Source organism: Roseibium sp. MMSF_3247 (assembly GCF_030733765.1).
Lineage (GTDB): Bacteria > Pseudomonadota > Alphaproteobacteria > Rhizobiales > Stappiaceae > Roseibium.
Map to the genome: position 1 here is coordinate 287,980 of NZ_JASHII010000001.1, position 13,798 is coordinate 301,777.

At 56.2% G+C, this 13,798-nt stretch carries 12 protein-coding genes; 5 read left to right on the plus strand and 7 right to left on the minus strand.

What is annotated here, in order from left to right; all coding sequences use genetic code 11:
* The first annotated feature begins 212 nt into the window (after nucleotides 1-212).
* The 5 genes from RBB44_RS01240 to RBB44_RS01260 all read left to right on the plus strand — a co-directional run bounded on the left by RBB44_RS01240 (nucleotide 213) and on the right by RBB44_RS01260 (nucleotide 5,181).
* A complete protein-coding gene (locus RBB44_RS01240) occupies nucleotides 213-773 on the plus strand; it encodes a F0F1 ATP synthase subunit delta (RefSeq protein WP_040451344.1) in 561 nt (186 codons plus the stop codon).
* Complete coding sequence (gene atpA / locus RBB44_RS01245; protein ID WP_133949140.1) at nucleotides 773-2,302, plus strand: F0F1 ATP synthase subunit alpha; 1,530 nt, start codon at nucleotides 773-775, stop codon at nucleotides 2,300-2,302. The genes RBB44_RS01240 and atpA overlap by 1 nt, the downstream gene beginning before the upstream one ends.
* 33 nt (nucleotides 2,303-2,335) lie before the next feature.
* Nucleotides 2,336-3,220 (plus strand): F0F1 ATP synthase subunit gamma, encoded by an 885-nt coding sequence (locus RBB44_RS01250; RefSeq protein ID WP_209172164.1) that lies wholly within the window; start codon nucleotides 2,336-2,338, stop codon nucleotides 3,218-3,220.
* Between the two features lie 25 nt (nucleotides 3,221-3,245).
* A complete protein-coding gene (gene atpD, locus RBB44_RS01255; RefSeq protein WP_133949136.1) occupies nucleotides 3,246-4,670 on the plus strand; it encodes a F0F1 ATP synthase subunit beta in 1,425 nt (474 codons plus the stop codon).
* A gap of 103 nt (nucleotides 4,671-4,773) precedes the next feature.
* Nucleotides 4,774-5,181: a F0F1 ATP synthase subunit epsilon gene (locus tag RBB44_RS01260; RefSeq protein ID WP_040451346.1), complete on the plus strand. Its 408-nt coding sequence runs from the start codon at nucleotides 4,774-4,776 to the stop codon at nucleotides 5,179-5,181.
* 96 nt (nucleotides 5,182-5,277) lie between these two features.
* Here RBB44_RS01260 and RBB44_RS01265 read toward each other — a convergent pair whose 3' ends face one another.
* The 7 genes from RBB44_RS01265 to RBB44_RS01295 all read right to left on the minus strand — a co-directional run bounded on the left by RBB44_RS01265 (nucleotide 5,278) and on the right by RBB44_RS01295 (nucleotide 13,771).
* Entirely contained in the window at nucleotides 5,278-7,899 is a 2,622-nt protein-coding gene (locus RBB44_RS01265; RefSeq protein ID WP_306148086.1) for a PAS-domain containing protein, read from the minus strand.
* Between the two features lie 328 nt (nucleotides 7,900-8,227).
* The gene (locus RBB44_RS01270; protein ID WP_133949130.1) at nucleotides 8,228-8,434 is read right to left on the minus strand and encodes a hypothetical protein; all 207 of its coding nucleotides are present in this window, start codon (nucleotides 8,432-8,434) and stop codon (nucleotides 8,228-8,230) included.
* A gap of 289 nt (nucleotides 8,435-8,723) precedes the next feature.
* A complete protein-coding gene (locus RBB44_RS01275; RefSeq protein ID WP_306148087.1) occupies nucleotides 8,724-10,343 on the minus strand; it encodes a molybdopterin-binding/glycosyltransferase family 2 protein in 1,620 nt (539 codons plus the stop codon).
* A gap of 13 nt (nucleotides 10,344-10,356) precedes the next feature.
* Nucleotides 10,357-11,052: an XdhC family protein gene (locus tag RBB44_RS01280; RefSeq protein ID WP_306148088.1), complete on the minus strand. Its 696-nt coding sequence runs from the start codon at nucleotides 11,050-11,052 to the stop codon at nucleotides 10,357-10,359.
* A gap of 1 nt (nucleotide 11,053) precedes the next feature.
* The gene (locus RBB44_RS01285) at nucleotides 11,054-11,683 is read right to left on the minus strand and encodes a LysE family translocator (protein WP_306148089.1); all 630 of its coding nucleotides are present in this window, start codon (nucleotides 11,681-11,683) and stop codon (nucleotides 11,054-11,056) included.
* A gap of 13 nt (nucleotides 11,684-11,696) precedes the next feature.
* Nucleotides 11,697-12,032, minus strand: a complete 336-nt coding sequence (locus tag RBB44_RS01290) for an XdhC family protein (RefSeq protein WP_306148090.1) — start codon at nucleotides 12,030-12,032, stop codon at nucleotides 11,697-11,699.
* Between the two features lie 128 nt (nucleotides 12,033-12,160).
* A complete protein-coding gene (locus tag RBB44_RS01295) occupies nucleotides 12,161-13,771 on the minus strand; it encodes a phosphoenolpyruvate carboxykinase (RefSeq protein ID WP_306148092.1) in 1,611 nt (536 codons plus the stop codon).
* Nucleotides 13,772-13,798: the final 27 nt, after the last annotated feature.

The following is a 13,798-nucleotide window of genomic DNA, read 5'->3' on the forward strand; positions in this document are numbered from 1 at the left end:
TTTGTCGCGGATGGGTAAAAAACACCAATGAATCGGCAAGAACAGCCTCCCCGCGGCGTTGCACACTGGGAAACCCTGTGCTAATTGAGGCGCGGCTTTGGGGGAACGGTTTAACCGTCATACCTTCTGACCTTGAAATCATTCATTTTTTCAATGTCTTGCGGACGCTAGCCGTTTTGCAGACATGAAAAACGTCAGAGAGCACGGACCTGGTGACTGACAACGTATCTCTCGTATCCGGCGTGGCACAGCGTTATGCGTCCGCCCTTCTCGATCTAGCTGAAGGCGACGGCGTAACGGCTGACGTGGAACGGGATCTGACTGCTTTTGAAGGCATGCTTTCCGAAAGCGAAGATCTCGTCCGTCTTGTGAAAAGCCCGGCATTTAGTGCTGAAGAGCAGCTTGCAGCGCTCGCAGCACTTCTCGACAAGGCTGGCATCAAAGGCCTGGCCGCAAATTTCGTGAAGCTGGCAGCCCGTAACCGGCGCCTCTTCGTCCTTCCTGACATGATCAAGTCTTTCCGCGCTCTGCTTGCAGAAAAGCGCGGCGAAGAAACAGCTGAAGTGGTGTCTGCCGCTGCTCTGTCCGACGAACATGTCGCTGCCCTGAAAGAAGCGCTCTCTGCTTCAACGGGCAAATCCGTAAACATCGCAGCTAAGGTTGATCCTGCCCTGATCGGCGGCCTTGTGGTCAAAGTCGGGTCCCGCATGATCGATACGTCGCTGCGTACCAAGCTCAATTCACTCAAGTTCGCGATGAAAGAGGTCGGCTGATGGATATTCGGGCCGCGGAAATCTCCGCAATCCTCAAGGACCAGATCAAGAGCTTTGGCCAGGAAGCCGAAGTTTCTGAAGTTGGTCAGGTGCTCTCCGTCGGTGACGGTATCGCCCGTGTTTATGGTCTGGACAAAGTTCAGGCTGGTGAGATGGTCGAATTCCCGGGTGGTATCAAGGGCATGGCCCTGAACCTGGAATCCGACAACGTCGGTGTCGTTATCTTCGGTTCTGACCGTGATATCAAAGAAGGCGACACCGTTAAGCGGACCGGCGCCATCGTGGAAGTTCCGGTTGGTAAAGGTCTTCTCGGCCGCGTTGTCGATCCGCTCGGCAACCCGATCGATGGCAAAGGCCCGATCGAAGCTACTGAAAAGCGCCGTGTGGACGTTAAAGCGCCGGGCATCCTGCCGCGTAAGTCCGTGCACGAGCCGATGTCTACTGGCCTGAAAGCCATCGACGCCCTGATCCCGGTTGGCCGCGGTCAGCGCGAACTCGTCATTGGTGACCGTCAGACCGGTAAGACCGCGATCATCCTTGACACATTCCTCAACCAGAAGCCGCTTCATGCCGGCGACGACGAAGACGCAAAGCTTTACTGCATCTACGTCGCTGTCGGTCAGAAGCGTTCCACCGTTGCTCAGTTCGTCAAGACACTGGAAGACAACGGCGCTTTGGAATACTCCATCGTTATCGCCGCGACCGCGTCCGAAGCTGCTCCGCTGCAGTTCCTGGCACCATTTGCCGGCTGTGCAATGGGCGAGTTCTTCCGTGACAACGGCATGCACGCCGTGATCGGTTACGACGATCTGACCAAGCAGGCTGTTGCTTATCGTCAGATGTCACTGCTTCTGCGCCGCCCGCCGGGACGTGAAGCTTTCCCGGGCGACGTTTTCTACCTGCACTCCCGTCTGCTGGAACGTGCTGCGAAGCTGAACGAAGACCATGGCAAGGGCTCCCTGACCGCACTTCCGGTCATTGAGACTCAGGGCAACGACGTGTCTGCGTTTATTCCGACCAACGTAATCTCGATCACCGACGGTCAGATCTTCCTTGAAACGGACCTGTTCTATCAGGGTATCCGCCCGGCTGTGAACGTTGGTCTGTCGGTTTCCCGCGTGGGTTCCTCGGCTCAGATCAAGGCGATGAAGCAGGTTGCTGGCCCCATTAAGGGTGAGCTGGCTCAGTACCGTGAAATGGCTGCGTTCGCGCAGTTCGGCTCCGACCTTGACGCCACCACTCAGCGCCTGTTGAACCGCGGTGCACGTTTGACCGAACTTCTGAAGCAGCCGCAGTTTTCGCCGCTGAAGACTGAAGAGCAGGTCGCCGTGATCTATGCTGGCGTGAACGGATACCTCGACAACCATCCGGTTGATCGTGTGAAGGAATTCGAAGAAGGTCTGCTTCTGTTCCTGCGTGGTGAGCACAAAGAACTGCTCGACGCGATCTGGGAAAAGAAAGCCCTCGACGACGACCTCACTGGCAAGCTGAAAGCTGCGCTTGACGCGTTCGCTAAGAACTTCGCCTAAGACCACACGCCGGGATAAGGAGCAGGGGCGGCCATGCCGAGCCTGAAGGACTTACGAAACCGCATCGCTTCCGTAAAGGCGACGCAGAAAATCACCAAGGCCATGCAGATGGTGGCCGCGGCGAAACTGCGTCGTGCCCAGGAAGCTGCGGAGGCCGCGCGCCCCTATGCGGAACGCATGGAGAGCGTGCTGGCCAACCTCGCCGTGGCTTTCGAAGGCCGCGACGACGCTCCGAAGCTGATGTCCGGTACGGGCAATGACCAGGTTCATCTCCTGGTCGTTGCAACGGCCGAACGCGGTCTTTGCGGGGGCTTCAACACTAACATCGCTAAGCTGGCACGCGAAAAGGCCAAAAGCCTGATCGGCCAAGGCAAGACGGTCAAGATCCTGTGTGTTGGCAAAAAAGGTTTCGACGCGATCAAGCGCGACCTTGGCCAGCACGTGATCGAGACCATCGAGCTGCGCGGCGTCAAAAACGTCGGTTTCTCCAATGCGGATGAAATTGGGCGCAAGGTTCTCTCCATGTATGAAAATGGAGAGTTTGACGTCTGCACATTGTTCTATGCGACCTTCCAATCCGTTATTGCTCAGGTTCCGACTGCCCAGCAGTTGATCCCGGCCCATTTTGAGGCAAGCGAAGGCACGGATGAAGGTGGTGCAAGCGCGGTCTATGAGTATGAGCCGGATGAGGCTGAGATACTAGCTGATCTCCTGCCGCGGAACATCTCTATCCAGGTTTTCCGGGCGCTTCTGGAAAACGCTGCATCTGAGCAGGGCGCTCGTATGTCCGCAATGGACAACGCGACGCGCAACGCCGGCGACATGATCGACAAGCTGACGATCAACTACAACCGCCAGCGTCAGGCTCAGATTACGACCGAATTGATTGAAATTATCTCAGGCGCTGAAGCGCTGTAACGGGATCGAGACGAGGATTAGGGATATGGCTGACAAAAAAGTCGGACGGGTCACCCAGGTCATCGGCGCCGTTGTCGACGTCAAGTTCGATGACCATCTGCCGTTGATCCTGAACGCTCTTGAAGCGGACAACCAGGGCAACCGCTTGGTGCTCGAAGTTGCTCAGCACCTGGGCGAGAACACAGTACGTACCATCGCGATGGACTCCACCGAGGGTCTGGTCCGCGGTCAGGAAGTTGTCGACACCGGTTCTGCCATCATGGTTCCGGTTGGGGACGGTACACTCGGCCGCATCATGAATGTGATTGGTGAGCCGGTTGACGATGCTGGCGAAATCAAGCACGAGCAGAAGCGCGGTATTCACCAGGAAGCTCCGGAATTCATCGAGCAGTCGACCGAAGCTGAAATCCTTGTGACGGGTATTAAGGTCGTTGACCTTCTCGCACCGTACGCAAAGGGCGGTAAGATCGGTCTGTTCGGCGGCGCCGGCGTTGGCAAAACCGTTCTCATCATGGAACTGATCAACAACATCGCTAAGGCGCACGGCGGTTACTCCGTATTCGCTGGTGTTGGTGAACGCACCCGTGAGGGTAACGATCTTTACTGGGAAATGATCGAGTCCAACGTGAACAAGGAAGGCGGCGGAGAAGGCTCCAAAGCGGCCCTCGTTTACGGTCAGATGAACGAGCCTCCCGGAGCGCGTGCCCGTGTTGCCTTGACCGGTCTGACCGTTGCGGAACACTTCCGTGATGAAGGCCAGGACGTTCTGTTCTTCGTGGACAACATCTTCCGATTCACCCAGGCTGGTTCTGAGGTGTCCGCGCTTCTCGGTCGTATCCCGTCTGCTGTGGGTTACCAGCCGACACTTGCCACGGACATGGGCGGCATGCAGGAGCGGATCACCACCACGAACAAGGGCTCGATCACCTCGGTTCAGGCCGTTTACGTTCCTGCCGATGACTTGACCGACCCGGCACCGGCATCGACCTTTGCTCACTTGGATGCGACCACGGTTCTGAACCGCGCAATCGCTGAAAAAGGCATCTACCCGGCTGTGGATCCGCTGGATTCCTCATCCCGCATGCTGGATGCCCGTATCATTGGTGAAGAGCACTACGAAACAGCCCGTGCTGTTCAGGGTACTCTGCAGCGCTACAAGGCACTTCAGGACATCATCGCCATCCTCGGCATGGACGAACTGTCTGAAGAAGATAAGCTCACCGTGGCACGTGCCCGTAAGATCGAGCGCTTCCTGTCGCAGCCGTTCTTCGTGGCTGAGGTCTTCACCGGTTCTCCGGGCAAGCTGGTTGCTCTGGAAGACACCATCAAGGGCTTCAAAGGCCTTGTTGACGGTGAATACGACCATCTGCCGGAAGCTGCTTTCTACATGGTTGGTTCCATCGAGGAAGCCATCGAGAAAGCTCAGAAGCTGGCTGCAGAGGCTGCTTAAGGCATTGGATCGGACGCCGGAAAACGGCGTCCGGTTTTCTCTTGTTTGATGGCCCGGCCTTCTGCCTGCCATCTGAACCGATGACTGACAAGGAAGACGCCAAATGGCTGAACTTTTCCAGTTTGAGTTGGTCTCGCCGGAGCGCCAGCTCCTGTCCGAACAGGTTGCCGAGGTCGTTGTACCGGGCACCGAAGGCGAGTTTGGCGTTCTGAAGAACCACAGCCCGTTCATGTCCACCATTAAGCCGGGCATTCTGAAAGTCCGCACGGATGCTGGATCCTGGGATGAGTATTTCGTGCGCGGCGGGTTTGCTGACATTGCTCCAGGCGGTCTGACCGTCTTGGCCGAACAGGCGATCCCTGTGTCTGAAATCAGCGAAGACCAACTGGCTCAGGCGATCAAGAACGCCGAAGAGGATGTTGCTGACGCGAAAGACGACGACACCAAGCAGAAGGCAGAAATGACCCTGTCTCAGCTGAAGGACGTCGCAGAAGCTCTCAAGGCTGCCTAATCAGCTAACACTCAGAAACGCATTTTTGAAAACGCGGTCCGGATTGGATCGCGTTTTTGTTTTTTACTTGAGAAAAAAACGCTTGCGGAGTTTCGTTCAGGCCGCACCGCCGCGAATAACCTTATGGGCGCGGCCAGCTTCGTAGAAACGGAATCCATTGCGCCCATTCTGCTTGACTTCATAAAGCGCGATGTCCGATTTTTTCTGCAGGGATTCAATGGATGCTGCGTCTGCACCAATATAAGAAATCCCGATGCTGATCCCGATCGAAACATTATGGGCAAAGACATCAAAGGGCTCATTGAGTGCCGCAACCAGCCGCTCCGCGATCTCGGTCACCCAGGGCTCGCTTGGCCCACCGCCTTGTAGGATGATTGCAAATTCGTCCCCGCCAATGCGTGCAACAAGGTCGGTTGCACGTACGCACTCCTTGAACCTCTGCGCAACCTGACAGAGCAGCTCGTCCCCGACATCATGCCCATAGGTGTCGTTGACTGGTTTGAAGCGATCAAGATCCAGCAACAATAGATGTCCGCCCGTCCCCTGCATCTGGGCATCAAGCAGGGCTTCTTGAAGGCGTGCCGTGAAGAGTGCGCGATTGGCGAGACCAGTCAGGTCATCGTGGTGGGCTGCATGGGTAATGCGCGCTGCGGCTTCTTCGCGCAAAGTGATGTCTTCGTGGGTCCCGATCCATCCACCGTCCGGCAATGGGGCATGGACCACCCCAATCACCTTGCCGTCGGGATGTGTGAATTTCGATCGGACAACCTCGCCGCGGGACAGTTTTTCATAGAGCGAATTATAGTGTTCTTCGACGTCGCCGTCGAAATCGCCACGGTCTTTTTCTGCCTGAAGCAAATCAATCAGGCTGACACCTTCACGCACCTCGCCGTAGGGCTTCCGGAAGATGTCCAGGTATTGCTGGTTCCACAAGATGAGCTTGCCATCCTTGTCGAATACGCTCACGCCTTGGCGCATGTTACCAAGGACAGCCTCGAGCTCTGCAAGCCTGTCTCGGGCCAGACGTTCGCTCTCGGCCAGCGTTTTCTCCATTTCCTTGCGATCGGTCACGTCAAAGAAGTTGAAAATGGAACCGCCCGCTGGCAATGGGGTGTAGCGGACTTCGAGGTATCGCCCATCAGCGGTGTGCCGCTCATAGCTGTAGGCTTCGGAGGGAGAGTTTAGCCGGAACTTCTCCAGAGCAAGTTTTTCTGGGTCCCCGGGGCCATAATCACCTCTTTCGGCTGAAAACTTGAGGTAATCAAGAATATGCAACTTCTGCCGTAACATATCGGCGGGATAACCGAGCAGTTTGCCGAATTCATCGTTGTAAGATGCGAGCTGGAAGTTGTCGCTGTAGTGCGCCACACCGCCCGGGAAATTGTCGAAAATGCCTTGGAGCGTATTCGCCTGGCGTTTGGTTTCCGTGATGTCGGTCAGTGAAACGACGACCCCATCAAGGGCGTAATCGCCGCCTTGTGCAATGGGTCTTGCATTGACACGCAACCATCGCGACGCCGCTTTTCCACTGTGTTTGAGTTCGGCCGTGGCATCGCAGACGAGGAGCGGATCTTTCGCCGCAAGTTCGAGCGTATTAACCTCTTGGTGTGTAACCCCGAGGTCGCAAATAACAGCGACTGTCAGATCTTTGACGTTTCGGCCGACGAGACGCTCGGTCGTAGAATCAAGCAGTTTCGCGCCTGCCGGATTGCAGGACTGGATGATGCCGGACCGGGTCAGAACCAGGACACCTTCACTGAGCGTCTCAAGCGTCGTTCGGTGTGCGGCTTCGGATTCGCGCACCGCTTGTTCAACTTGTTTCCGCTCAGTTACGTCCTGAAATGCGCCAACAAGCTTGATGGTTTCCCCGTCCTTTTCGATCGGGCGGCCCACAGCGCGCACCCAGATTTGGCGACCTTTGGCGGTTATCAGGGGCAGTTCAGCATCCCAGCCGCGGCCTTGCTCAATACCACGCGCAACCGCCTTGGTGATTGTCCCCCGGGCCTCTGGCGCATAGAAGTCAATGGCTGTTTCGACGTTCGGGACATAGTCATCAGACACGTCATGGATCTCGTGGGTCTTCCGCGTCCATGTCAGCTTTTGAGAGTTCATGCACAACTCCCAGCCACCAACGCCCGATACGGCGGCAATCTCCTCAAGCAGCCGGCCTTTGCCCACGGCCTCTTCATGTTCTGCTTCTGCACGCGCAAGCGCGGCTTCTTTTTCTACATTTGCCTGATGAGATTTCAGAAGCCCCTCGACCACCCGGCCCATACGTCGCAGCTGGTTCAATTGCTGCCGGGCCGGCTTGCGCGGTCTTTGGTCGATAACGCAGAGAGTGCCGAGCCTGTTCTTTCCATCCAGACTTAGAGGACAACCGGCATAGAACCGGATATTCGGCTCGCCCATGACCAACGGATTGTCGCGAAATCTTTCATCACTCAGTGTATCTGGAACGACAAACAGATCATCAGCTGAAAGGGCATGTTGGCAGATGGAAACTTCTCTCGCAGTGCCTTCGATATCAACGCCGCAGGCGGCCTTGAACCATTGAACCCGTTCATCTACCAGAGAAATCAATGCGATGGGGCAATCGAAGATGGCTGCAACGGCTTCCACTACCGCATCATATTCCGGCAAACGCTCAGAGCCCACGATCTGCAGTGCGTGCAGCGCGTCCAGACGTTCCCTCTCATTTTCAACCAGGTGTATACCCATCCTGCCCGTCGTCTAGGTTGCTTTGCAACAAATCTAGTAAGGAAAAAAGTACCGGTCGGTTAAAAACAAAGTCTTAACTGGCTCCAATAATTGAATAAAAAATATCTAAAAATGAAACAACAAAAGCTTTGAGGGAGCAGTAAATAGGCCGCAAAGAACGCAGGGTAAATTGAATGAATAGGTAAAATATACGGAAAATGGAATGTATTGGCGCGAATGTCGATCGTCAAAAGTGCCAGGGCGCCGACAAAAAACCCGGCCTGGGGCCGGGTTTGAGGCGCGTGGATGGTCCACGGAGAACTGCTTTTTTTAACAAGCAGCTGTAGTTTTAAGCCGCGCGACGGAAGGACAAGCTCATGCCACCACCAGAACGGTTGCGGCGGCGCTCTTCCGGTGGGATGTAAACGATGGAGCGGTGGTCGTCACAGTAAGAAACGCCCGGCTCGACCCGGTTGGAGCACGGAAAGGTGTAATTTCCAGCGTCGCCTTCTGCCCATTTACAGCAGCCCGGGCGCGGGAGAGACAAGTCAGCCATGACAGTTTCCTTTATTCTATACGCACACAACAAAAGCGCTCGAGCATCCTCCTCAAGTGAGGATCCGAACAGCCTTTGAAATAAATCGGATTTAGCAGACGCCCGGGACGTTTTTCATGGCCCACCCCTGCAAGCAGAGAGCTTTTCAGCAAGCGCACCGAGTACATAGGTCGGATGTCACAAAATTGCAATAGAATAGCAGGCATGTCGGCGTTGCATTTCCTGCATAGCCGGTTAAGCCTGATTTACCTTTGCTCAGAAAGCCAAACAACTTCCGTTGTTTAGTGCTTTATTGCTGGTCATCTGGCGGGAGCTGCCCACCGGCTGCAAACAGTGCTTGGGGTGTGTCCAAGTCGAGCCGGGCCGCATCGCCAAGCTCGACTTCCGCTACGAAGCCCGGGTTCTCCGCAATAACATGTCGAGCGCCAATGTCACCGGTCAAGGATTTCAGCGCATCGAAAAATCGCTGGTCCCAGAGTACCGGATTGCCGCGTTTCCCGTCGGCTGTCGCTGTGACGATAAGGTTGCTGGAGCTTTCCTGGTAGGCACCAATGAGGTGGTTCAAATCCTCTGGCGTAATGCGCGGCATATCGCCGAGAAGGATCACAACGGCGTCCGGGTCAGTTTTTAGAGCATTCATGCCAGCGCGGATCGAGCCTGCCATACCATCTGCATAGTCGGGATTAAAAGTGACATTCAGATCAAGATCATCAACCTCGGATTCGACCCTCTCAGCAAGATGACCAGTGACTAGAACGGTTTCGATCAGATCAGCACCGCAAGCCGTTTCTGCAGCGTGACGTATCAACGACTTGCCATCCAGTTGCGCCAGCAGCTTGTTCGGTCCACCCATGCGGGAGGACTTACCGGCGCCCAGAATGATCGCTGCGATCTTCGGCTTCGACCTGGAGGGCTTTGGGGCCCTTGGTTGCGGCCGTATTCCGATTTCCATCAAGAGGCCTCCAACACCCATGCCAGTAATGTCCTGGGTTGAAACTGCTAATCCGGCGAGCAGGCGATCAAGGATCCAGTCAAAGCCGTTTTCCTTTGGGCTGCGGGCGCACCCCGGTGCGCCGATCACAGGTGTGGCGTTGAGATCGCCCAGCATAAGAAGGTTACCCGGGTCCACCGGCATGCCGAGGTGTCGAACGTCGCCGCCAGCTCTTTCCAGCGCTGCAGGAAGAACATCTTCCCGGTCAACAACTGCTGACGCGCCAAACAGGATCAGCAAGTCCACGCCGCTGGTATTCATTTGGGAGATGGCAGCAGAAACAGCCTCTTCGGTATGGTCGACGCGCAATTCAGCCGTGATCTGACTGCCGCTTGCCCGAAGTCGGTCTTCGAGTATCCGGCGGGTCTTATCCATCGTGGAAGGTTTCAAATGGGGCAAGCATGTCGCGATCAAGCCAACCTTGCGGGCAGAAAACGGGGCGACGCGGACCGCACCATTAATCGCGGTTTCGGCTTTCTCGAGCAAGTCATCGGCCACAGCGAACGGGATAATCTTGGCAGTGGCAACCATCCGGCCCGGCGTGACCCGAGTATGATTTGCGAGCGTTGCAAAGGTAATTGCCGGATCTATTCTATTGGCATCTGTGACCGCGGCCTCATCAATAACCAGAACACCGTCGGTGTCTGAAAACAGGTTCATCCGGCCCGTAAACGGCGCGTCCGTGTACAGGCCGGCACCTTTGGCAGCGCCTCCTAGTCGGGCTGCCGCTGCATCTTCGTCCAGGTCTCCGGCTTCAAGGCGCGCAACAACAATCGTCTCCAAGCCGGCCTCGCTCAAAAGAGCACAGTCAGTTTCTGTTAAGCGATGCCCTTTCTTGAGGATGAGGCCAGGCAGTTTGGTCGAGTGGGCGAGCACACAGCCCTCAGCTTTCATCGGCGCAACGGGGCCAAACTTCATTCCGGGCCCCTCTTCATGGCGAAACCCCTTCGGGTTTTCGTAAGGCCTTGATCACGGAGGCGAGGACTGCAACTGCAATTTCTTGAGGGGAGGCTGCACCAACGTCGAGACCGATTGGCGCTTCAATCCGGCTCATTACATCCTCTGAAAATCCCGCTTCCCGAAACCGCTCCAGGCGCTTGCCATGGGTCTTTTTGCTGCCAAGAGCACCCACATAAAAGCACCCGGTCTTGAGCGCTTCCATGAGCGGGTAATCATCAATCTTGGGGTCATGGGTGACCGCCGCGACGGCGGTGTAAGGGTCAAATGGCTCAACTCTCAGGACATCTTCCGGCCACTCAGCCAACAAGCTGGATCCAGGAAACCGGTCTTCGGTCGCAAAGGCCGTGCGCGGATCAATCACGCTGACATTGAACCCTGCAATTTCAGCCATGGGAACCAGTGCCTGGCTGATGTGTACGGCGCCGATGAGGACAAGCCGGGGTGCGGGAACAGAGACCGTAAGAAAAGCCTCGCCAGCATCGGTTTTGACTAGGCCGGATTTGCCGGACAGGAAGCGCTTGTCGAATTCTTCAGCCAGAGGGTCGTCTCGGTAAGCAACGTCCCTCTTGATCAGCCGTTGACTGCCGGCCGTCATATCCGTGACCAGGATAGCCGCCCTGCGGGCAGCCCGTTCCACATTCATTTGGCGAAGGAGTGAAAGGTCCATGTCAGGTGCGATCCGTTGCCAGTTTCAGCCCCAGTCCGACAAGCATTGAGCCGCCGGCCCATCTGGTGATTGCCTGCATTCTGGATCGTCGCGTGAAACGCTTTTTGACTTCTGATGCAAAGAGCACGGTGACGATATCTGCGGACGTGAATGCAAAATTGACGATCGTCCCGAGAATGAGGAACTGTGCCCAGACCGGAAGGACCGCTTCCGGGCTAACGAACTGTGGCAGAAATGCTATGAAAAAGACGGCGACCTTCGGATTGAGGACTTCCACGAGGAAGCTGTCTACCATGGCCCGCCGACCGCTTTTTTGAGGCAGGTTGGGTATTGCTCCGCTGTCCGCCCGTGCGCGGATCATCTGAACGCCGAGAAAAATCAGATAGGCGCCGCCGATGATTTTCAGCGTGAAGTAAAGACTCGGAACGACAGAAAAGATCGCGGAGAGCCCGAGAGCTGCTGCAAAGACGTGCACGTAGCAGCCCATATGAATGCCAAGAGCTGCAAGAAATCCGGCGCGGCGTCCCCGCGCGATCGTTTGAGCGGCGGTGTAAAGCAGGGCAGGGCCTGGCATGTAAGCAAAAAGGGCAGTCGCGGCAAAAAAGGCCAATAACGTCTCAATAGGTGGCATAGACAATACTCAATCAGTTTACCGGCTCGACGTAAACGCGAATGCGGCCGCCACAAGACAGACCAACCCGCCAAGCTGTTTCATCGGCAACGCCAAATTCAAGCATCGCCGCTTTACCCGTTTCAATCACATCAATGGCTTCCGCGACCACCGCGCCTTCAACGCAGCCGCCAGACACTGAGCCTTCAAAATTGCCATCAGCATCGATCACCAGATGCGATCCGGCGGGGCGGGGCGCGGACCCCCAGGTCTCAACGACAGTCGCCAAGGCCACCGATCGGCCCGCTTCTTTCCACGTTTGAGTGGTTGCCAAAATGTCGGGAGCGGTGCGGCTGTTGCCATCCTGCATGGTTCAATCTCCTTGGATCCATTCGTAAATATAGCGGGTCCACAAACGGATGAAAGAAGAAGCTGCCAAAGAAAAAACACCTGCCCGTTGGCAGGTGCTCCTTAATTGGTCCACTTGTCAGCGGATGTTTATTCTGCCGCGAGCCGGACGGATGGGGCTGCGCTGCGGACAGATTTGTCGACATGTGGTTCGAAGGTCTCAAAGTTGTTTACGAACATGTCGACCAGTTTTGCAGCTTGTGAGTCATAAGCCTCTTTGTCGGACCAAGTGTCGCGCGGCGTCAGGATCTCGGTATCGACACCAGCAACTTCAACAGGAACTTCGAAGCCGAAGTTTGCATCTGTCCGGAATTCTGCGTTCGAAAGATCACCGGAGAGTGCAGCCTGCAAAAGGGTTCGGGTCGCCTTGATCGGCATCCGGTGGCCGACACCATGCGCGCCGCCGGTCCAGCCGGTGTTCACCAGCCAGCAATCGACATTGTGCTTGGCGATCAGATCCTTAAGAAGATTTCCGTATTCGGACGGATGGCGCGGCAGGAACGGCGCACCGAAACACGTTGAGAACGTCGCTTGCGGCTCGGTCACACCTTTTTCTGTGCCCGCCACCTTCGCCGTGTAACCGGATAGGAAGTGATACATTGCCTGGGCCGGGGTGAGCCGGGCGATTGGAGGCATGACGCCAAAGGCATCTGCCGTCAGCATGATGATCGTCTTCGGGACCGGCGCACAGCCAGTGTCGCTGGCATTGGAAATGAAGTGGATCGGGTAAGCGGCCCGGGTGTTTTCTGTTTTCGAACCATCGTCGAAATCCGGAACCCGGTCTGCGTCCAGCACAACATTCTCCAGAACCGTGCCAAACCGCTGAGTGGTGGAATAGATTTCCGGCTCTGCATCTGCAGACAGTTTGATGGTCTTTGCGTAGCAGCCACCTTCAAAGTTGAAGACGCCGTTTTCGCTCCAGCCGTGCTCGTCATCGCCGATCAGAGTGCGTGACGGATCAGCGGACAGGGTTGTTTTGCCGGTGCCGGACAGACCGAAGAAGACCGCTGTATCGCCGTTGTCGCCAACATTGGCCGAGCAGTGCATCGGCATGATGCCTTTTTCCGGAAGAAGGTGATTAAGAACGGTAAACACCGACTTCTTCATCTCGCCAGCGTAGGACGTGCCGCCGATCAGAACGATCTTGCGTGTCAGATCAACGGCAATCACGGTCTGACTGCGGCAGCCGTGGCGGGCCGGGTCGGCCGTAAAGCTCGGCAAATCGACAATCGTCATTTCTGGCGCAAAACCTGCAAGGTCGCTGCGCTCCGGGCGCAACAGCAGATTGCGGATGAAAAGAGAATGCCACGCATATTCGGTGTACACGCGGACCGGCAGGCGGTGGGCGGCATCCGCTCCGCCGTAAAGGTCCTGCGCGAAGAGCTCCATTCCTTCAGCATGTGCCAGGAAATCACTCATCAGGAGATCAAACTGATCCCGGGACATTTGTGCATTGTTGTCCCACCAGACGGCGTCCTTGGTCTGGTCATCGACAACCACAAACTTGTCTTTCGGCGAGCGGCCGGTGTGTACGCCGGTTTCTGCGACCAGAGCGCCGCCAGCGGCCAGCTGGCTTTCACCTCGGTTCAGGGAATACTCATAAAGCGCAGGCTCGCTCTGGTTCCAATAGAGCGCTTTCAGTCCTTTGAAGCCGAACGTTTCGCTGCCAATGGCTGAATTCCTATCGCCTACTTCCTGCATGATCCCGAGATCCTTGTTGTGGGAGCT

Bases quoted from the DNA above. Each gene is read 5' to 3' on its own strand.
- RBB44_RS01280 (WP_306148088.1), bottom strand. From the start codon at position 11,052: ATGGACCTTTCACTCCTTCGCCAAATGAATGTGGAACGGGCTGCCCGC.
- RBB44_RS01275 (WP_306148087.1), bottom strand. From the start codon at position 10,343: ATGAAGTTTGGCCCCGTTGCGCCGATGAAAGCTGAGGGCTGTGTGCTC.
- RBB44_RS01265 (WP_306148086.1), bottom strand. From the start codon at position 7,899: ATGGGTATACACCTGGTTGAAAATGAGAGGGAACGTCTGGACGCGCTG.
- RBB44_RS01270 (WP_133949130.1), bottom strand. From the start codon at position 8,434: ATGGCTGACTTGTCTCTCCCGCGCCCGGGCTGCTGTAAATGGGCAGAA.
- RBB44_RS01290 (WP_306148090.1), bottom strand. From the start codon at position 12,032: ATGCAGGATGGCAACAGCCGCACCGCTCCCGACATTTTGGCAACCACT.
- RBB44_RS01250 (WP_209172164.1), top strand. From the start codon at position 2,336: ATGCCGAGCCTGAAGGACTTACGAAACCGCATCGCTTCCGTAAAGGCG.
- atpD (WP_133949136.1), top strand. From the start codon at position 3,246: ATGGCTGACAAAAAAGTCGGACGGGTCACCCAGGTCATCGGCGCCGTT.
- atpA (WP_133949140.1), top strand. From the start codon at position 773: ATGGATATTCGGGCCGCGGAAATCTCCGCAATCCTCAAGGACCAGATC.
- RBB44_RS01295 (WP_306148092.1), bottom strand. From the start codon at position 13,771: ATGCAGGAAGTAGGCGATAGGAATTCAGCCATTGGCAGCGAAACGTTC.
- RBB44_RS01260 (WP_040451346.1), top strand. From the start codon at position 4,774: ATGGCTGAACTTTTCCAGTTTGAGTTGGTCTCGCCGGAGCGCCAGCTC.
- RBB44_RS01285 (WP_306148089.1), bottom strand. From the start codon at position 11,683: ATGCCACCTATTGAGACGTTATTGGCCTTTTTTGCCGCGACTGCCCTT.